Origin of the sequence: Streptomyces sp. NPDC051636 (assembly GCF_044453765.1) — a bacterium.
Classification (GTDB): domain Bacteria; phylum Actinomycetota; class Actinomycetes; order Streptomycetales; family Streptomycetaceae; genus Streptomyces.
This window is the reverse complement of sequence record NZ_JBITDA010000040.1, coordinates 1-17,096: the sequence shown is the minus strand read 5'-3', so window position 1 is coordinate 17,096 and position 17,096 is coordinate 1. Positions and strand designations below refer to the sequence as shown.

Annotated in this window: 12 protein-coding genes and 4 pseudogenes; 7 read left to right on the top strand and 9 right to left on the bottom strand. The window is 67.2% G+C overall.

The features are described 5' to 3' along the window. Nucleotides 1–106: 106 nt before the first annotated feature. Nucleotides 107–1,396: an MFS transporter gene (locus ACIBBH_RS38605; RefSeq protein WP_399413019.1), complete on the top strand. Its 1,290-nt coding sequence runs from the start codon at nt 107–109 to the stop codon at nt 1,394–1,396. Nucleotides 1,397–1,505: 109 nt separating this feature from the next. Here the strand turns inward: ACIBBH_RS38605 and ACIBBH_RS38600 are convergent, their stop codons facing one another. Then, nucleotides 1,506–1,898 carry a transposase gene (locus ACIBBH_RS38600; RefSeq protein ID WP_399413068.1) on the bottom strand — a complete coding sequence of 131 codons (393 nt, stop codon included), beginning with the start codon at nt 1,896–1,898 and terminating at the stop codon, nt 1,506–1,508. Nucleotides 1,899–2,047: 149 nt separating this feature from the next. Here ACIBBH_RS38600 and ACIBBH_RS38595 point away from each other — a divergent pair. From ACIBBH_RS38595 to ACIBBH_RS38580, 4 genes and pseudogenes are all read left to right on the top strand, one after another. Further along, a pseudogene (locus ACIBBH_RS38595) lies at nt 2,048–3,257 on the top strand (ISAzo13 family transposase); the annotation flags it as partial. Between the two features lie 63 nt (nt 3,258–3,320). Continuing rightward, nucleotides 3,321–4,619 carry an IS701 family transposase gene (locus ACIBBH_RS38590; protein WP_399413067.1) on the top strand — a complete coding sequence of 433 codons (1,299 nt, stop codon included), beginning with the start codon at nt 3,321–3,323 and terminating at the stop codon, nt 4,617–4,619. Nucleotides 4,620–4,978: 359 nt separating this feature from the next. Beyond that, the gene (locus ACIBBH_RS38585; protein ID WP_399413017.1) at nt 4,979–6,004 is read left to right on the top strand and encodes a pentapeptide repeat-containing protein; all 1,026 of its coding nucleotides are present in this window, start codon (nt 4,979–4,981) and stop codon (nt 6,002–6,004) included. Nucleotides 6,005–6,076: 72 nt separating this feature from the next. Beyond that, a pseudogene (locus ACIBBH_RS38580) lies at nt 6,077–7,340 on the top strand (IS701 family transposase). A gap of 111 nt (nt 7,341–7,451) precedes the next feature. Here ACIBBH_RS38580 and ACIBBH_RS38575 read toward each other — a convergent pair. The 5 genes and pseudogenes from ACIBBH_RS38575 to ACIBBH_RS38555 all read right to left on the bottom strand — a co-directional run bounded on the left by ACIBBH_RS38575 (nt 7,452) and on the right by ACIBBH_RS38555 (nt 10,354). Then, complete coding sequence (locus ACIBBH_RS38575) at nt 7,452–8,042, bottom strand: IS630 family transposase (protein WP_399413065.1); 591 nt, start codon at nt 8,040–8,042, stop codon at nt 7,452–7,454. Between the two features lie 131 nt (nt 8,043–8,173). Then, nucleotides 8,174–8,416: pseudogene (locus ACIBBH_RS38570) on the bottom strand (hypothetical protein); the annotation flags it as partial. Nucleotides 8,417–8,470: 54 nt separating this feature from the next. Next, nucleotides 8,471–8,656, bottom strand: a pseudogene (locus ACIBBH_RS38565) (transposase); the annotation flags it as partial. 104 nt (nt 8,657–8,760) lie between these two features. After that, on the bottom strand, nt 8,761–9,768 hold the full coding sequence (locus tag ACIBBH_RS38560; RefSeq protein ID WP_399413015.1) for a transposase family protein: 1,008 nt from the start codon (nt 9,766–9,768) through the stop codon (nt 8,761–8,763). A 310-nt stretch (nt 9,769–10,078) separates the two neighbouring features. Then, nucleotides 10,079–10,354 (bottom strand): hypothetical protein, encoded by a 276-nt coding sequence (locus tag ACIBBH_RS38555; protein WP_399413013.1) that lies wholly within the window; start codon nt 10,352–10,354, stop codon nt 10,079–10,081. Nucleotides 10,355–10,818: 464 nt separating this feature from the next. Here ACIBBH_RS38555 and ACIBBH_RS38550 point away from each other — a divergent pair, with 464 nt between their 5' ends. Then, the gene (locus tag ACIBBH_RS38550; RefSeq protein ID WP_399413011.1) at nt 10,819–11,337 is read left to right on the top strand and encodes a hypothetical protein; all 519 of its coding nucleotides are present in this window, start codon (nt 10,819–10,821) and stop codon (nt 11,335–11,337) included. On the opposite strand, the gene ACIBBH_RS38545 is transcribed toward ACIBBH_RS38550, so the two are convergent. After that, nucleotides 11,276–12,190 carry an IS5 family transposase gene (locus ACIBBH_RS38545; RefSeq protein WP_399413063.1) on the bottom strand — a complete coding sequence of 305 codons (915 nt, stop codon included), beginning with the start codon at nt 12,188–12,190 and terminating at the stop codon, nt 11,276–11,278. The genes ACIBBH_RS38550 and ACIBBH_RS38545 overlap by 62 nt on opposite strands. A 216-nt stretch (nt 12,191–12,406) precedes the next feature. Beyond that, a complete protein-coding gene (locus ACIBBH_RS38540; protein ID WP_399413009.1) occupies nt 12,407–12,604 on the bottom strand; it encodes a hypothetical protein in 198 nt (65 codons plus the stop codon). A gap of 126 nt (nt 12,605–12,730) precedes the next feature. Here ACIBBH_RS38540 and ACIBBH_RS38535 point away from each other — a divergent pair, with 126 nt between their 5' ends. Further along, nucleotides 12,731–15,835 carry a helix-turn-helix domain-containing protein gene (locus ACIBBH_RS38535; RefSeq protein WP_399413007.1) on the top strand — a complete coding sequence of 1,035 codons (3,105 nt, stop codon included), beginning with the start codon at nt 12,731–12,733 and terminating at the stop codon, nt 15,833–15,835. Between the two features lie 831 nt (nt 15,836–16,666). On the opposite strand, the gene ACIBBH_RS38530 is transcribed toward ACIBBH_RS38535, so the two are convergent. Beyond that, entirely contained in the window at nt 16,667–16,993 is a 327-nt protein-coding gene (locus tag ACIBBH_RS38530; protein WP_399413005.1) for a hypothetical protein, read from the bottom strand. Nucleotides 16,994–17,096 lie beyond the last annotated feature (103 nt).

Sequence of the window (17,096 nt, the reverse complement as noted above, 5' to 3'; positions counted from 1 at the left end):
ACTGACCTCACAGCGCAAGACAGAGAACGCATCAACCACCCCTCGATAGGGGAAGGAGGCCCTCATGCGTCACGCTCACTGATTTCACAAGCAACGCAAAACTGAAGTGAGATTCCTGTTGGACCCGGCTAATTCCCCCTCCGGGTCCAACAGGATCACAGTGCGAGAGTTGGGTTGGGGACAGCCAGTGCAGCAGTCCGTGGTCCGTACGGTCCCGGCTTCAGGGATCAGGTCGGTGCTTCGCGTACCAGGGATGCGCGCCGTGTTCGTCGCACACGCCGTGTCCATGGTGGGCACCTTGGCCGCCGAGGTCGCCCTGTCGATCCTCATTTACCAGCGCACCGGCTCGGCCCTGTGGTCAGCCCTCGTGCTCGTCTGTTCGTTTCTGCCCTACGCAGTGGGCGGCACGATCCTGTCGTCGCTCGCGGACCGCTTCCGGCCACGGCGCGTATTGGTCTGTTGTGACCTGCTCAGCGCCGCCTGTATCGCGGCAATGCTGATACCAGGGCTGCCAACCCTCGCCCTGCTGGGACTTCTGCTCATCACCGGATTCGTAGCGCCGCTCTTTCAAGGCGCCAGGGCGGCGAGCCTGTCCCACCTGCTGGATGAAGACCTCTTCCCAGTAGGCCGTTCGCTGTTGCGCACCATCAGCCAGAGCGCTGTCGTCTCCGGATTCGCGCTGGGCAGCATTCTGGTGGCCGCGATCGGACCGCTGTGGCTTCTGGCCGTAGACGCATGCAGTTTCGTGGCCTCGGCCGTACTCATAGGATTGTGGACACCGGCTGCTCCTGCCAGCGCGCCGGACGGCGAACGGTCCCTGCGATCCGTGGTGAAGGGATCGGCGGAGGGGTTGCGCCACATCTGGACCAACCGACCGTTACGACGACTGGTCTTGTTGACCTGGGCCGTCCCGGGTTTCTCGTCTGTAGGCGACGGGCTTGCTGTCGCTTACACCGCGAAGGCGGGTTCTGCCGAGACAGCGGCAGGTTGGCTCTTCACCGGGTACGCCGCCGGCACGGTCCTGGGCGAACTCGTGGTGGCGAGGCTGTCGCCCCACACTCGACGCCGCCTCATCACTCCCTTGGTCATCGGATCCCAAATCCCGTTGATCGCCTTCTTCCTGGGCCCTTCTGTTCCTGCGGCGGCGGCCTTGCTGGCACTTTCAGGCGCGGGCTTTGCCTGCAACCAGGGCATCGACCCGCTGATTCTGTCGGCGACAGAGCCCGCCTACCGAGGGCGCCTGTTCACGGTGCAGACCAGTGGTCTCATGACGGTGCAGGGACTTGGGGTCGCGCTGTCCGGCGCTCTGGGAACCCAGCTTCATCCGGGTGTTGTCATTGGGCTAACTGGGCTTGCGGGAACGGTACTTGTCTCCTCTCTGGCATATCGACGCTAATCCTTGAGGTTGAGGCAGTGCTCGCAAATGCGGGGCAGCACGGGGTTGCCTCGGCCTGGGAGGCACGACCTTCGCGGTCGGCGTGCCGTTCGTCAACGCCTGGTACCCGTCAAAGCGGCGCGGAGTGACACTGGGAACCTTCGGCACCGGAACCGGCGGCACCGCCCTCTCGTCCTTCTTCACCACCGTGCAACTGGTCGACGCCGTCAGGCACGCATTCCCCTTCGGCCTGGTCGCCGGCCTCCTCGATGCGCGGGCCGTGGACTGGCTGCGACTTGGGCACGGCGACGACGTAGGAGAGGCCGTGGTCTTCGAGGAATCGCCGGAAGTGCGAGTTCTGTCCGTAGGCGGAATCCGCGGTGACCCAGGCGATGGGGAGTGGGGAGGCCAGGGCGCGACGGATGATGTCTCGGGCGAGGTCGCCCTTGGTTGCGAAGGTGCGTTCGTCGGGGATGCGGGCCGCTTGGCAGCGTTCCCGGTCGTCTGTGCAGGACTTGGGCAGGTAGAGCTCGCGGTCGACCAGGGCGTGTCCGCGGGTGTGGCGTAGGCGGCGAAGACGCCGATCTGGCAGTTCTCGGTCTGCCCGGGGGCTTGTAATTGAATAGCTGTCAGGGCTGATCTGTGGGGCGGGTGTTGGTGGGAGGCTGGGGCATGAGTGCGCCTTCGCCAGATCGCATCCCCGCTGCCGTGCTGCGGGCCAAGTTCGATCAGATCCTGCCGCACCTCGACGAGCGGCGCCGTCGGCTCTATCTGGCCAGCGAGGCCGCCGCGCTCAGCCACGGCGGGATCACCCTGGTGGCCACCGCCTCCGGCACCAGTACCGCCACCATCACGCGCGGCATCGGCGAACTGGCCGAGCAATCCGTGCCGACCCACCGCATCCGGGCCCCTGGGGCCGGCCGCAAGCCGCTGACGACGACCGACCCCGGCCTGCTGCCGGCCCTGGAGGCGCTGATCGAACCGCACACCCGCGGCGATCCTGTCTCCCCGTTGCGCTGGACGACGCTGTCGATGCGCACCTTGGCCTCGACCCTGACCGCGCAGGGACACCCGGTCAGCGCCACGACCGTCGGGCACCTCCTGCACTCTCTGGGCTTCAGCCTGCAGGGCACTGCCAAGACCACGGAGGGCGCCCGCCATCCGGACCGCGACGCCCAGTTCGCATACATCAACGCCACCGCCGCCGCCTTCCTCGACGACAACCAGCCGGTGATCAGCGTCACACCAAGGCCAAGGAGTGGATCGGCAACCGCGACCGGCCCGGACGCACCTGGCGCCCCGGCAAGGACCCGATCAAGGTGGACTGCCACACCTTCGTCACAGGAGACCAGCCGGTCGCCATCCCCTATGGGATCTACGACCTGGCCACCAACACCGGCTGGGTCAACGTCGGAACCGACCACGACACCGCCGAGTTCACAGCGGAGTCCATCCGCCGCTGGTGGCGACATCGCGGGCTGGCCGACCATCCGGACGCGACCCGACTGCTGATCACCGCCGATGCCGGGGGCTCCAACGATCCGCGGCGCTGGACTTGGAAGAAGTACCTACACGCCTTCGCCCTCGAGAGCGGGCTGGAGATCACGATCTGCCACTTCCCGCCCGGAACGTCGAAGTGGAACAAGATCGAGCACCGGATGTTCTGCCACATCACCGCCAACTGGCGCGGCCGACCGCTGACCAGCTACCAGGTCGTCGTCGAGACCATCGCCGCAACGACCACTGCCGCCGGTCTGGCCATCGGCGCCGAACTGGACACGGGCAGCTACCCCCTGGGCGGCTCCATCACCCCAGCGAGTTCCACTCCCTGCCGATCTCGTCCAAGGCCTTCCACGGTGACTGGAACTACACCCTGGCCCCGGCCCCGCCCCGTCCCTGCGAAGCGTCGGCGACCCGGCGGCCGATCGATCCCGCCCTGACCGCGATGCTCACTGATCCCGCTCTGACCGGCATGTCGCGCTCGGATTTCGCGCATCTGGTGGCGGTCTCGGAGCCGTATTGGGACGCCCTGGCAGAAGCGGCCTTCCAGCGCCGCTTCCACCGCCCGCGCAGCTACCTCCACCCGCAGGTCAGCAGCCTGGACCACTTCCACCGGCTCCTCACGGCGCTACTGCGCCGCCGCCAGGCCGCGACCAGTACGCTCCTAGCCCAACTGCTGGGTGTCACACGCACCAACCTGTCCAACCAGTTCCAAGACGGCCACCGGCTCCTCGACCTGCACCGGATCGCCATCACGCCGATACCCGGTTCACCAGCCGCACCCGTGAACAACTGCAGGCCCGCCTTTCGTACGGCGAGCAGATCGCCGCAGATCAACCCTGACAGTTATTCATTTACAAGCCCCCGGCCGCACCGAGAACTGTCAGATTGGCGTGTTCACCGCCTACGCCACCACACGTGGACGCGCCCTGGTGACCGGGAGTTGTATCTGCCCAAGTCCTGGACCGACGACCGCGACCGCTGCCGCGCCGCTCACATCCCCGACGAGCGGGCCTTTGCCACCAAGCCCGACCTGGCCAAGGCCATGGTGCTGCGGGCGATCGCCTCGCCGCTGCCGATCGCCTGGGTGACCGCGGATGCGGCCTACGGCCAGGAGTGGCGGCTGCGCCGCATGCTGGAGGAGACCGGCCTGGGATATGTGCTCTCGGTCCCCAAGTCCCAGCAGGTGCCACACTTCGGACGCATCGATCACCTCTTCTCCCAGGCACCCAACGAAGCGTGGGAGAGACGTTCGTGCGGTGACGGCGCGAAGGGCCCGCGCGTCTACCACTGGGCCGCCCTGCAGATCACGTGCATCGAGGACTTCGAGGGCGAGATGCCCACCCATCAGCGGTGGGCACTGGCACGCCGCAGCATCAGCAAGCCCGAGGAGATCGCCTACTACCTTGCCTACGCGCCGCTCGGCACCACGGTCGAGCACCTGGTCCGTGTCGCGGGGATACGGTGGGCCATCGAGGAGGCCTTCCAGGCCGCGAAGAACGAGTGCGGCCTCGACCAGTACGAAGTCCGCCGCTATACCGGCTGGATGCGGCACATCACCCTGGCGATGCTGGCGCACGCGTTCCTGGCCGTCATGGCCGCCGACGCTGCAGCAAAAGGGGCAGCAGAAACGGTTCCTGCCTCGGCCTCGCGCCCCTCACCGTGGCAGAAGTTCGGCGGCTCCTGGCAACTGGCCACTCACTCGCACGTGCCCACCAGCCTCTCATCAGCGCATGCGCGCTGAGATGGTCGCACTGGCGCAGACGACGCCAAGCCGTCGCCCGCCACTGTCACTATCAGCGGCGGCTGCACACGATCGAGGGGCGGCCCGGGAAAGAGGACACGGGCCGGAAACCAGCCCACTACACTCACCGAAACCGCCCCTGAACAGGGAAAACGTCAAAGTGCTGCTGGAGTACTAGGGCGTTTCGTTTGGATCAGCGGGCGGAACTTGGTGGTGGTCCAGTTGGAGCAGTGAGAGTTGCTGACGCTCGGCCCGCGGGATGCGATGTGCAGGTGGCTGGGAAACTGGGCGCCGTTGGGCTTCGCCGTATCGCTCGTCGCCATCACGTTCGGCGGCGTCGACACCACGGCCGATCGTCGGTGCCCAGTTTTGAGGGGCGGGGCCGGACGCAGTGGGTCGGTCTGATCGCGATCAGCCTGCCGGGGCTCGCCGCATTGGGCGCGCTGCTGTTCACCTGGATGCAGGTCGGACAAGCCAGTAAGGAGCTACGCATCTCCGAGCACGGTCAGATCACCAGCCGGTTCAATGCCGCAGTCGGCAATTTGGGATCGCAGTCCCTGGACATCCGACTGGGCGGCATCTACGCCCTGCAGCGCATCATGCAGGATTCCGCCCGCGACCATCCGACGGTCGTTTCCGTGCTGGCCGCCTTCGCACAACGGCACGCCGGGTCGAGCGCAGAGAGCCTGAAAGAACCGCAGGTAATTCCCACTCTGGAGCCGGATGTCCGGTCGAGCGCCCCCCAGGAAATTCCCACTCCGGAGGCAGATGTCCGGGCAGCGATCGCCACGCTGGCCCATCGCCGCCCCGACCGCGACAGGGGCACGGTCATCGACTTGAGCAAAACCGACCTGCGTGGCCTCCGCTTCACGGAAAGGGAACCCATCAAGCTCCCCGGGGTGGATCTGACCGACGCGGATCTGCGCGCGGCCTTTCTGATCGGCGCGGACCTGCACAAGGCGACGTTGCACAAGGCGAACCTGGAATCTGCTGATCTTGATAGGGCGAACCTCCGGGGTGCGGATATGAGTGGGGCAAGCCTCCCCTGGACGAACCTAGTGGGCGCGGATCTTCGCCGAGCGGACATGGGATGTGGGGAGGAATCGTTCGACGCGGATACCGGAGACGAGCTAGGGAGATACAACTGTGTGAACCTGCAGTACGCCTCGCTTGAGGGTGCGGATCTTCGAAACGCCAAGATGAGCGACGCGGACCTTCGCAACGCGTTCTTGTCAGGCGCAGATCTTCGTGGCGCGGACCTTGCTCGCTCGAACCTGAGCAACGCGGACCTGACCAATGCGGACTTCCGTGGCGCCAAGCTGACCAATGTGAAATTGAAGGGCGCCAAGCGGACCGGCGCGCGGGGGCTCCCGCAGGAGGGCTAGTAGGGCTTGGTCAGCTTCACCCGTGAGTGGCGTGTCTGGCGGCTTCCGGGTGTCGTTGTGGTGGTGTGACACCTGGGGAGATGGCCGAGGTCCGAGGAGGATCTGGAGGCGTTCACGGCGGAGTTGTTCGACGGGTTCTTCCGCGCTGATCAGCGGCGTTGGGGGCAGGTGTACGTGCGTTGGCTGCTGCTGGACGGGCGGCGCAAGTCGGTGGAGCGATGGCCGCGCGGCTGGGTGAGGACGGTAATCGGCAGGCGCTGGCGCACTTCGTGACGAGCAGCCCGTGGAATCCGGCGCATGTGCGAGCCCGCCTGGCGTGGAAGATGCAGGACGTGATCCGGCCGGAGGCGTTGATCGTCGACGACACGGGCTTCCTCAAGGACGGGGACGCCTCGGCGTGCGTGTCCAGGCAGTACACCGGCGCCGCGGGCAAGGTCACCAACTGCCAGGTAGGCGTGTCGCTGCACCTGGCCACCGACCGTGCCTCGGCCGCGGTCGACTGGCGGCTGTTCGTGCCGGCTTCCTGGGATCCGGCCTCGCCGGAGGCGGATCCGGTCAAGGTCGCCCGCCGCCCGCGGTGCGGGATCCCGGCCGAGGCCGGACACGTGGAGAAGTGGCAGCTGGCCTTGGACATGATCGACGAGGCTGGGGCGTCGACGTCCCCCTGGTCGTTGCCGACGCCGGATACGGCGACGCCACAGCCTTCCGCCTGGGCCTGGAGGAACGCAAACTGGCCTACGCCGTCGGCATCTCCTCCCGGCTCACTGCCCAGCCCGGACACGCGCAGCCGCTCACCCAGCCCTATCAGGGCATCGGTCGCCCGCCGGTGGCGAGGTATCCGGACAAGCCGATGACGGTGAAGGAACTGGTCATGCAGGCCGGCCGGCAGGCGGCCCGCCCGATGTCCTGGCGCGAGGGTTCCCGGCCGGAAAAAAGCGGCAGCGGCTTCAAGCGCAAGTACTCGCGCTTCGTCGCCCTGCGCATCCGGCCCGGACGCGAGATCCGCCAGGCCACGCAGGGTGCGGAACTGCCCGAGCGGTGGCTGTTGGCCGAATGGCCCGCCACCGAGCCGGAACCAGTGCAGCTCTGGCTGTCCAGCCTGCCCTCCGGCATGCCCCTGGCCACGCTGGTCCGACTGGCCAAACTCCGCCGGCGCATCGAGCACGACTACCGCGAGATGAAACAAGCCCTGGGACTGGCCCACTTCGAAGGCCGCACCTTCAACGGCTGGCACCACCACGTCACCCTCGTCTCCGCCGCCCACGCCTTCTGCACCCTCCAACGACTGGCACACGACCCAAAAGACGCGGCGCAGGACTCAGCCTCTACCACGTAGTCCGCGAGATGCAGACACTCCTCGCCCTCTGGGCCGGCACCTGCCCCACCTGCCACCGCGACACACCCACCCCCATACGAACCTGACCAAGCCCTACTAGCGCTGGATTCCTCATTGGATGTACGTATATCGGCGTCGTAGTGGCCGGGTTGGTGGTGCGGGTCTGCCCCATATCCAGGGCTGGGCCCGGGCGTTGAGCTGGGAGGTTGTGAGGCGGGTGGCGTGTTCGATCTCGGCTGGGCCGGCGAATGACTGGCCTGCGAGGGCGGCCTTGCGGAAGATGCGCCACCAACCTTCCTGGAGGTTGAGCCAGCAGGCGCCGACGGGGATGAAGACGTGCTGGATTCTGGGGTGGTCCTCCAGCCAGGTTCGGGTGGACACGCTGTTGTGCGAGGACAGGTTGTCGGTGACGACGTAGATGTCCCCGACGGGGTTGGCCACCTCGATCTTTTGAAGAAACTGCTGGTAGAAGACACTGTTGCGGGAGGATGCGGTCATGGTGACCTCGTGTCCCTCCCGCACGCGTAAGGCGCCGTAGACCCAGGTCTTCTCCGGTCCGCGACCGTAGTCGACCTCGGACTTGATGCGGTGGCCGTCCGGCGACCAGCCCGGCGCCGGTGGGAACGTGCGGGGGATCACCGGTCCGAGCTCGTCGGCGCAGACGACCGTCGCGCCTTCGGGCGGGCAGGTGTAGAGCTCGATGATCCTGGTCCTTTTCCCTCGAAGTCCGCGTCTCTTGATCTTGTCCAGGACCGGGTGCGTCGCCAGCGCACACCCTCGGCCAGCAGGATCCGGCGGACCTGGCTGCGGCCGATCTCGATGCCCCGCCTCCGGGCCTCGGCGGCCAGCGCGTCAAGGTGGGCGCCACTGTGTAACTGGGCGAGGGTCTCGTGCCGGCGCAGGTACGCCAGAGCGATCAGCGCACGCCCGGACGGACGGAGTTTGCAGCGGCGGTCACCCTCCCGGGTGACGATCAGCATCGTCACCCACTCCACAAGTGCATGCGGGAGGTCAAGTGCGGGGCCAGACGGTCTCGACCGCGTCGGGCAGGCCCTCGAGGCCGTCGCAGCGAGCATGAGGACGTCGTTGACGCCGCGGTTCTTGATCTCCGTGAGGATGTGCATCCAGTGCTTGGCACCCTCGCCGCCGTCGCCGGCCCACAGGCCCAGGATGTCGCGCCGGCCCCTCCGCGGTGACGGCCAGAGCCACGTAGATCGGCCGGTTGGCCACAGCACCGTCGCGGCCTTCATGTGGATCACGTCGATGAAGATGACCGGGTAGACGGCGGCGAGGGGCCGGTTCTGCCACTCGGCCATGCCGTCCATGTCTTGTTGTCCGCGGACAACAAGCTGTCCGTCTCGGTTTCCCGTGGGACGGCAAAAACGTGGTCCTGCACCCTTACGGGCTGCCCCGCAATTGATCACGAGGCGTGTTGGCCTGGGGAGTTAGCTGGTGGGTGATTCAGCAGGCCGTCGTGCGGACGGGCATGAGCTTCGGTACTCGTCTTGTGCCGGGTGGGCCGCTGGGCGGCGCGGTCGGAGACGAGGGCGGCGATGGCCTGGTGGGTTTCCCCGTAGGTTTCGCGGCGGCCGGTGTATCGCTGGAGTGGGCGCCACTGGCGTACTTCTGCATTCGCATGCTCGACGCAGATCCTCCGGGAGGACTGACGGCGCTTGTGCTCGCGCCAGCCGTAGTGCTCGGTGAGCGGCCGCTCGGCCGGGTCTTTCGCGGTCTTCGGTTTCCTCGGCGGGGCAAAGACCTGGTCGGGGAACTCGTTAGCGAGGCCGCGGTAGCCGTCGTCGACCTCGGCTTTCACGCCGGGATGCTGGTGGAACTGTTCGACGATGCCCTCGGTGCGCAGCGCGGTCTGGTCGTGCATGCGGCCGGGCCGCAGGGCGCCGGACCACAGGGTGCGGCCCTGGTGGTCGCTGATCGTGGTGGTCTTGAGGGTGTTCTGCCTGCGCTTGCCGGAGACGAAGGCGCGGCGGCCGGGCTGGCCTGCCCGGGGGCGGCGGACTTGGGTTTCCATCCCGTCGATCCGCAGAGTCACGTCCTCGGCTTCGGCATAGGCGAAAACATCGGCCAGGGTACGCAGGCGCACACCGGGACGGCCGGGGACGGCGAACCCCCGCTCGGCGAGCAGCGGGCGGATCTCGGCGAGGGCCCGGCCGATCGTGGAGGACCCCACCTCGTAGAGCACCCCGAGGGCCTCGTGGGTAAGGCCAGTCCGCAGATGTACGAGTGTGGCCAGCAGCCGGTCGGTGAAGACGAATTCGTGCTTCGGCCCGGCTCCTGCCTGACGCTGGCGGGCTCCCTCGCGCCGTTGGTGGCGTGCAGACTCACAGCGCGCCTCCCAACGCGGAGCGAGTTCTTCCACCAGCGCGCCCAGATGCCTACGACAGAGGCCGCAGAAGGCATGATGTGACATGGCCGCGCGGACCTGTTTAATCTTCACAACTCAGACCACTGGCGCGGCCTTCCGTATGTCGCCTGACGTGACCAAGATCAATCGCGAGGCAGCCCGTGACGAAACCGGCGTCGCATCGCTCAGCGCGCCCTGATCGCCATCTGGCTGCACCGGCGAGGTCGCGGAGCCTGATCGATCGCTGACTCGCCGCGCTCGCCCACAGCGGCCTCCAGGCCGTCGATGCAGGTAGCGACCGGGCTGGCTCTGGTCACCTGTGTGTGCGGTCCAGGCGGGGGCGCCCGGGCGTTGTGCGGCCGACCCTTCAACCGGACTACGTCAGGACGAGAGGCACGGTGATGGTGAGGTGTTCGTCGGTGGTCGGCAGGGCGGTGGCAAGAGCGTTCATACGAGCTGCGAGGTGGCCGATCACCCGGCTGGTCAGTTCCTCGTCCCACTGCGCTGTGCCTTCCGGTGTCAGGCGCATCTCCTCCCTGGCAGGTGGGTTGTCACCGAGATAGCGCGCAGTGTCCATGTTGACGACCCAACAGGCCAGTGCGATCTTCACCTGCCCGGGTGCCGCCCACTGCGCCCGTATGTGGGCGCACATGCTGAAGTCGTCCCCGCCGAATGTGACCGTCGTGGAGAACGACCTGCCACGGGGGTATTGCCGTATCAGCTTGAGTACTGCTGGTTCCACAACGGCTCGCGCCATAGGTTCCGTATACACCGTCTGCCCCCCTGTCGAGCCTGGCCTTCAGCATCCCAGACGGGGCCTGCGACGGACAGATCGGCTGCCGTCCCGACCGTTTCCCCTCCAGGGGAACGCTGTGCATCTCGTGGGCATGCGAACGGCGCCGCACCCTGGGGAATGCTGTTGTGGCCAATTCGGGACATGGCGTTACGTCGGTCTTCAGGATCTGGCCCGGGTGACTGGCTGCTGCGGAACAATCGCGGGGCAGCCCGTTAGAGGTCGTTCTCTTTCCGAACCTCATGTGCGGTTTCCACTGATCAGGCGTGAGATGGCGGCTGGCACGGAAGTCTCGGTCCGTTGCTGACCGACATCTCGTGGGGGTGGCGGATGCCGTCGATGCGGCGGTGTTGGAAGCGCGGCAGAAAGCCGCGGCGGTGCGGGTGGAGGACCTCGAAGCCGAGCTGGAGCGAGTGCGTGCGGCCCTGGCGGAGGCGGAAGAGGTGCTCAGGCGCCGGATGATCGGTCTGGAGCAGTATCTGGAGGCGCTGGCCGAAGAGGATGCGCCCGCCGTGGCCGTGGTGTCGCCCAGGAAGCCGGTGGGCCCGCGCCGGGCGGTGCCTCACCACCAGGACGCGGCCGGAACCGAGGTGCTGTCGGTGGACTACCAGGCGTTGATGGCCGCTGCCCTGGAGGCGGGAGCCGATGGGCTGGGTGCCCGGCGGGCGGCGGTGGTGCTGGGCTGGGACAGCGCCTCCGCTTCCCGTGTCGAGGGAGCGAGGGCCCGGCTGAAGCGACTGGTGGAACGGGGCTGGCTGGTCGAAGAGAAGCCGGGCAGGTTCATGCTGCCCGCGCCGGAGCACGACGCTGCTGGCGCTGGGCGGCCAGGCGGCGGCCCATGAGCATGGTCATCGACCACAGGATGACGCTCTCGCTGGTGTCGGCGCGCCGTTCGTAGTCACGGACCAGGCGCCGGCTGCGCAGGAGCCAGGCGAAGGATCTCTCGACGACCCAGCGGCGGGGCAGGACCTGAAAACCTTGGACGTCGTCGCTGCGGCGGACGATGTCGAGGACGACTCCGAGGTGCTGGACGGTCCAGTCGGTGAGGTGGCCGGTGTAACCACCGTCGGCCCAGACCCGCGCCAGCCGCCGGAAATGATTCTTCGCCGCAGGCAGCAGGACGCGGGCAGCGTCCCGGTCGGTCGTGGAGGCCGGCGTGACCAGCACGGCCAGTAGGAGCCCGAGGGTGTCGGTGAGCACGTGCCGTTTGCGCCCGTTGATCTTCTTCCCGGCGTCGTATCCCCGTGAAGCGAGGGTGACCGTGGCGTCCGCCTTCACCGACTGCGAGTCCACGACCGCCGCGCTCGGCTCCGGGCTGCGGCCCTCAGCCAGACGGACGGCCTCGCGCAGCCGTTCATGCAGCTCCGCCACCAGCCCCGTATCCCGCCAGCGGGCGAAGAAGGCATACACACGCGGCCACGGCGGAAAGTCAGACGGCATCGCCCGCCACTTGATGCCGTTGTCGACGAGATAGCGCACCGCGTCGATCATCTGCCGGTGGCAGTAGCCCTCCGGACGCCCGCCCCGGCCCGCCAGCCATCCCGGCACCGGCAGCAGATCCCGCACCGACGCCCACTCCGCATCGCTTATGTCCGAGCCGTACCGCGGCCGGCGCTCTGGCCGGTCAGCCGCATTCCCGAACCGATGGGCGAGACAGTCACACCCAGGAGTGGACGGACTGGACCCGGCAACCACGACCACGCGACACTTCGACAACAGGGCCTCTTGCTCCTCGCTGGACTCGACAACCGCGAGCTACCAAGAGGCCCTTCCTCTATGCCCCACCAGCCCACAAGTCACCCGATCCAGGACCCCGTTCGAACCAGACCGAGCGCACGACCGGATAGAGAACGGCCAGTTAGAGTCTGCAGGGGTGCAGGACCACATTGCGGGCCTGATCGGCCGGTGCATTCAGGTGATCTGGGCGAGAGCGGTGATGAGGCTGGCCGCAAGGCTGAGTACGGCGGCGAAGACAGTCGCGGCGCGCAGAATAGCCGCGGGATAGGTGGCGCCATCGAGGCGTGCCAGTTTGGCTGCGCCCGCGGCAGCGATGATCGCTGTGAGGATCACCAGGGCGGCGAGGAGAAGGACAAGGGTAAGACGGGCCATGGCGGACTCTCTCCACGTTTGATGGGTCAGCGGTGTTACCGAGAATCCAGAAAGCGCTGTTCGTCGGGGTTCGCCCGGACGATGATGCACATTGGTGAACACGGCCAGGCCTCGGGGAGGAGGCGCGTGGACGAAGCAGAACTCGCGGCATTGCGGGCCCGCCTGACGGCTGCCCTCGCTAAGTCCGGACTGACGAAGACGCAGTTGGCGACCCGTGCGCGTTTAAGCCGAACGACGATTCATGGCGCCCTGCGCGAGGGTGAAGCAGCGCCATCACCTGCAACTGTGGCTGCGCTGGCTCGCGAGCTTCGGCTTCCAGACGAGGAACTGCTCAGCCAACTCCATCGTGCCTTGGGTGATCCGGCAGAGGCACGGATCAGTGATGCCGATCAGGGCCTCGGGCGCCCCATCTCCGCTTGGGATCCTCACGACCTGGAAGTGCATCCGGCCGGTACGACTACCGCAGCTGTCGGCCGGAACGGGGTTGCCGTCCGTGGGGCGCTGCCCGGCTATGTGCCCCGCGATCACGACCGGCTCTTGGCCGAAGCCGTGCGCGATGCCGCCCAGGGACACAGCCGCGCTGTCATTCTGATTGGCGCATCGTCGACCGGTAAAACAAGGGCGTGTTGGGAGGCTGTCCAACCCCTCGCCAGCCAAGGCTGGCAGCTGTGGCACCCCTTCGAGCCCACTCGGGCCCGAGCCGCGCTTGAGGATCTGCACCGCGTAGGTGCAAAGACCGTTGTATGGCTGAACGAAGCCCAGCACTACCTGGGAGACACCCGTACAGGCGAGCCCGTCGCAGCCCAACTCCACGACCTGCTCACTCGCCCAGAACGAGGGCCGGTTCTGGTTCTGGGCACTCTGTGGCCTGAATACGCACACCAGTACACCGAAGTGCCCAACCCTCGCGATCCGGACCCGCACAGCCGGACCAGGGAACTACTTGCTGGCCGGACCATTACCGTGCCAGACGTTTTTAGCCCGCAGGCTCTTGAAGCCGCAGCCACTCTCGCAGAACGCGGCGACCAGCTCCTGGCCGACGCACTCACTCGCGCCCGCGACCATGGGCGCCTGGCTCAGGACTTGGCCGGAGCGCCCGAACTCCTCACGCGATACCAAACCGCCACGCCACCCGCCCGAGCCGTGCTTGAAGCGGCGATGGACGCACGGCGCCTCGGCGTTGGAGTGGGACTCCCCCAGGCCTTTCTCACAGATGCCGCCACCGACTACCTGACCGATCAGGAATACGAAAGCCTGGCCGAAGACTGGGCGGAGCAGGCATACGCGGAACTTGCCCGCCCTGTCCACGGGAAGCAGGCGCCTCTACGTCGGGCCAATCCGCGCCCTCCACGCCGACTGCCCGGCAGCTTTGCTCCCGACTCTGTCCGACCGATCGCAGGTCCGGTGTTCCGATTGGCCGACTTTCTTGAGCAACACGGGCGTCAGACGCGCCGTCTACTGTGCCCGCCCGCCTCCTTGTGGCAAGCGGCTCATACTCACCTGTTGCGCTCTGACGATCTGGTCAACTTGGCCAGGGCGGCAGAGGCTCGCTACCGCCTGCAATGGGCCCACCACCTGTGGCTCCAAGCCGCCAACACCGGTGATATCCAGGCGATGCTCGCCCTGGCCCGGAGGCGAGAGGCAGCCGGAGACAACGAGGGTGTAGAAGCGGCGTACCGGCAGGCAGCCGAGGCTGGCAGTTCACAGGCCCTTCTTCACCTGACCCTGCAGCATGAGAAAGCAGGAAAACCGGGTGACGCCGAGACCTTCGCCCGGCAGGCTGCTGACACCGGCGACACGCGCCCCCTACTCCACCTGGCCAGAACACGGCAGGCCGCCGGGAACAGCGTCGCAGCCGATGCCGCCTATCTGCAGGCTGCTGAGTTCGGTGACCCCCGCGCTCTTCGTGATCTTGCCCAGTTACGGGAAGCGGACGGGGACAGGGAAGGCGCTGAGTCACTCGCCCGGAAGGCTGCTGAGTTCGGTGATACCCGCGCTCTTCGTGATCTTGCCCAGATGCGGGAAGCGGACGGGGACAGGGAAGGCGCTGAATCACTTGCTCAGATGGCCCTCGATGCCTCTGACTGCCAAGTTCTGCTCTCATTAGGGCGGAGACGTGAAGAATCTGGAGATCCCAACGGTGCGGCGGCTGCGTATTGGCAGGCCGCAGAAGCTGGCCATACCGACGCGTTACGTGCGCTCACCCGGATGCGGGAGAATGCCGGGGACCGGGACGGGGCTGATCGGCTGGCCCGACGGGCGGCCGACGCTGGCGACACTCGAGCTTTGATGTACCTGACCCGGAAACGAGCCGAGACCGGAGACGAGGACGGAGCAGAAGAGACCTGTCGCCTGGCTGCTGCTGCGGGTGACAGCCACGCCTTGGCCTACCTGGCTCAGGTACGAGCGAAGGCCGGACGCCTGGCGGACGCCGAATCCCTCGCCCAACAGGCGGCTGATCTTGGCAACACCCAGGCGCTGATTGATCTGGCGCGGCTGCGCGATGTAACAGGAGACCTGGACGGTGCCGAGGCCACCTATCGGCAAGCCTTCAACGTAGGCGAGTCCGACGCCTTGGTCTTCCTCGCCCAGATGTGGGGGAGGGCCCGCCGGTGGACTGATGCCGAGGCCATCGCCCGGCAGGCTGCGGTTACGGGTGACAACCGCGCCTATCTCTCAGTGCTGCAACTGCGGGCCGAGGCCGGAGAAGCGCAGAGCGCCGAACTTCTTGCCCGGCAGATCGGCGAGCCATTTGCGCTGCTCAACATAGCGTGGATGCGGCAGGACGTCGGGGACATGGCCGACGCCGAGCGCCTTGCCCGTTGCGCCGCGGACACGGGCCATGCGGAGGCGCTGGCAATGCTGGCCTACATCGTGGAACGACGAGGCGACAGCAAGTGGGCCGAAACTTTCGCCGTACGAGCAGCCGAGGCCGGAGATCTGCGGGGCCTGCTGGATTTGACCCGGTCGCGTGAGGCAGCTGGCGACAGCGAGGGCGCCGAACGCCTCGCTCGACTAGCCGCTGACGCTGGTGAACCCCGGGCTCTCTTTGCCTTGGCCACTTCGCGGAAGCAGAGCCGACCTCACGACGACTTTGAAATCGTGTACCACAGGGTCCGTGATGAGCCAGCCCGCGAACCCTTGGTCCGTCCTGGAGCGACAGCGTTCATGGGGAAGAGCCCACGGTGGTACGGACTCGAACCCGACGGAAGCCTGTCGCCGCCGTGGTAACACCCATCTGAGGCCGCACGCTGACCTGGCAGCAGATCCGTCTGGAAGCGCAGTGGCAGGCGGTATGAGCAGGCTAGAGACCTGATGGCGTCCGCGCGGGAGCTGCCCGGAAACTGTCAAAGAAGCCACGGTCATGCCGTCTTCCGCCTTGTTGTCCGCGGACAAACTTCTCCGTCTGAATGCAGGATGGGCATCAGGGGCTGCTGCCAGCCAACGGCAGCCGGCTTCGCCTGCCGCACGCGTACATATGCCCGTACACATGGCAACGGGCAAGGGCCCTGCTACACCTGGCACTGCTGCGTACCAGGCGACTGCCCGACACGGCACTCGGCGCGCTCAGGGCGGAGGCGCGCGCCGTGCACCGGCAGCTGGTGCCGGTGTGGCGGCGGCGCACCCGGCACGGCCGGGCTGTCCCTGGATGCCGTGCTGGGGGACGGGCTGTCCCTTCACGACCTGGTCGCCGCAGACACCGAGATGCTGTCCCGGGTGGCGGGCGGGGTGTTCGAGGACGAGCGGCTCAACGCCGTCCTGCGAGGCCTGGACCCGGCCGAACGCCAGGTGGTCTTTGCGTACGCGGAGGGCGAGGGGACCACTTGGGAGGAGGACGCCGCGTTCGCCGGCGCCGACAAGCCGAAGGCCTTCGGCAACCGGGTCCGGCGGAAGGCGCAGCGCCTTGCCGACGAGCAGCAGCGCCGCCTTGAGCGCAGAGACCCTGGAGGTCCGGTACTTTCCCCTGTCGCAGGTACCGCCGCTGACAAACGTTCAGCATCAGGACGCTTTGTCCGACTTGAGCCTGGGCCGGCACGGGGTCTTCCGCTGAGTTTCGGGTGGCTATCGGCTGGGTCCTTTGCGGCGGGGCTCGGAGTTCTGCTGCGGACGAGCGTCGGCGGCAGTGGACGGGGATGCCTCCCTGGGGCCGCCGGCGACCGTGGTGGAACGGGACGTTGCCGCCTTGGTGGCCACCACGGGTCGGCCCGCCTTCCGTTGCCGGGTGCGGTTCTGGGTGGCGGTGAAGACGGCGGCGTGTTCCTCGACGAGCGCGGCCACGCGTTCGGCGACACCAGGCGTGCCCAGGACATAAGCGGTCTGACCGTCCGCCACCGGGAACTCCAGGCATTGCCCGCCCGCGGCCTGCACCGCCGCCCAGCCCGCAGCCACATCCCACGGCTTAGACGTCGTTTCAGTTGGTGAGCCTGCGGTAGCTGATGAGGGCTGCGGCGATGCCGACGAAGGCCAGGAAGTGCTCGGCCTTTCGCTCGTA

What these genes read in the sequence shown, in the direction of transcription:
- ACIBBH_RS38540 (WP_399413009.1), bottom strand. Translation starts at nt 12,604, where the DNA reads ATGGCCCGTCTTACCCTTGTCCTTCTCCTCGCCGCCCTGGTGATCCTC.
- ACIBBH_RS38590 (WP_399413067.1), top strand. Translation starts at nt 3,321, where the DNA reads ATGCTCACTGATCCCGCTCTGACCGGCATGTCGCGCTCGGATTTCGCG.
- ACIBBH_RS38555 (WP_399413013.1), bottom strand. Translation starts at nt 10,354, where the DNA reads ATGTGCGCCCACATACGGGCGCAGTGGGCGGCACCCGGGCAGGTGAAG.
- ACIBBH_RS38560 (WP_399413015.1), bottom strand. Translation starts at nt 9,768, where the DNA reads ATGTCACATCATGCCTTCTGCGGCCTCTGTCGTAGGCATCTGGGCGCG.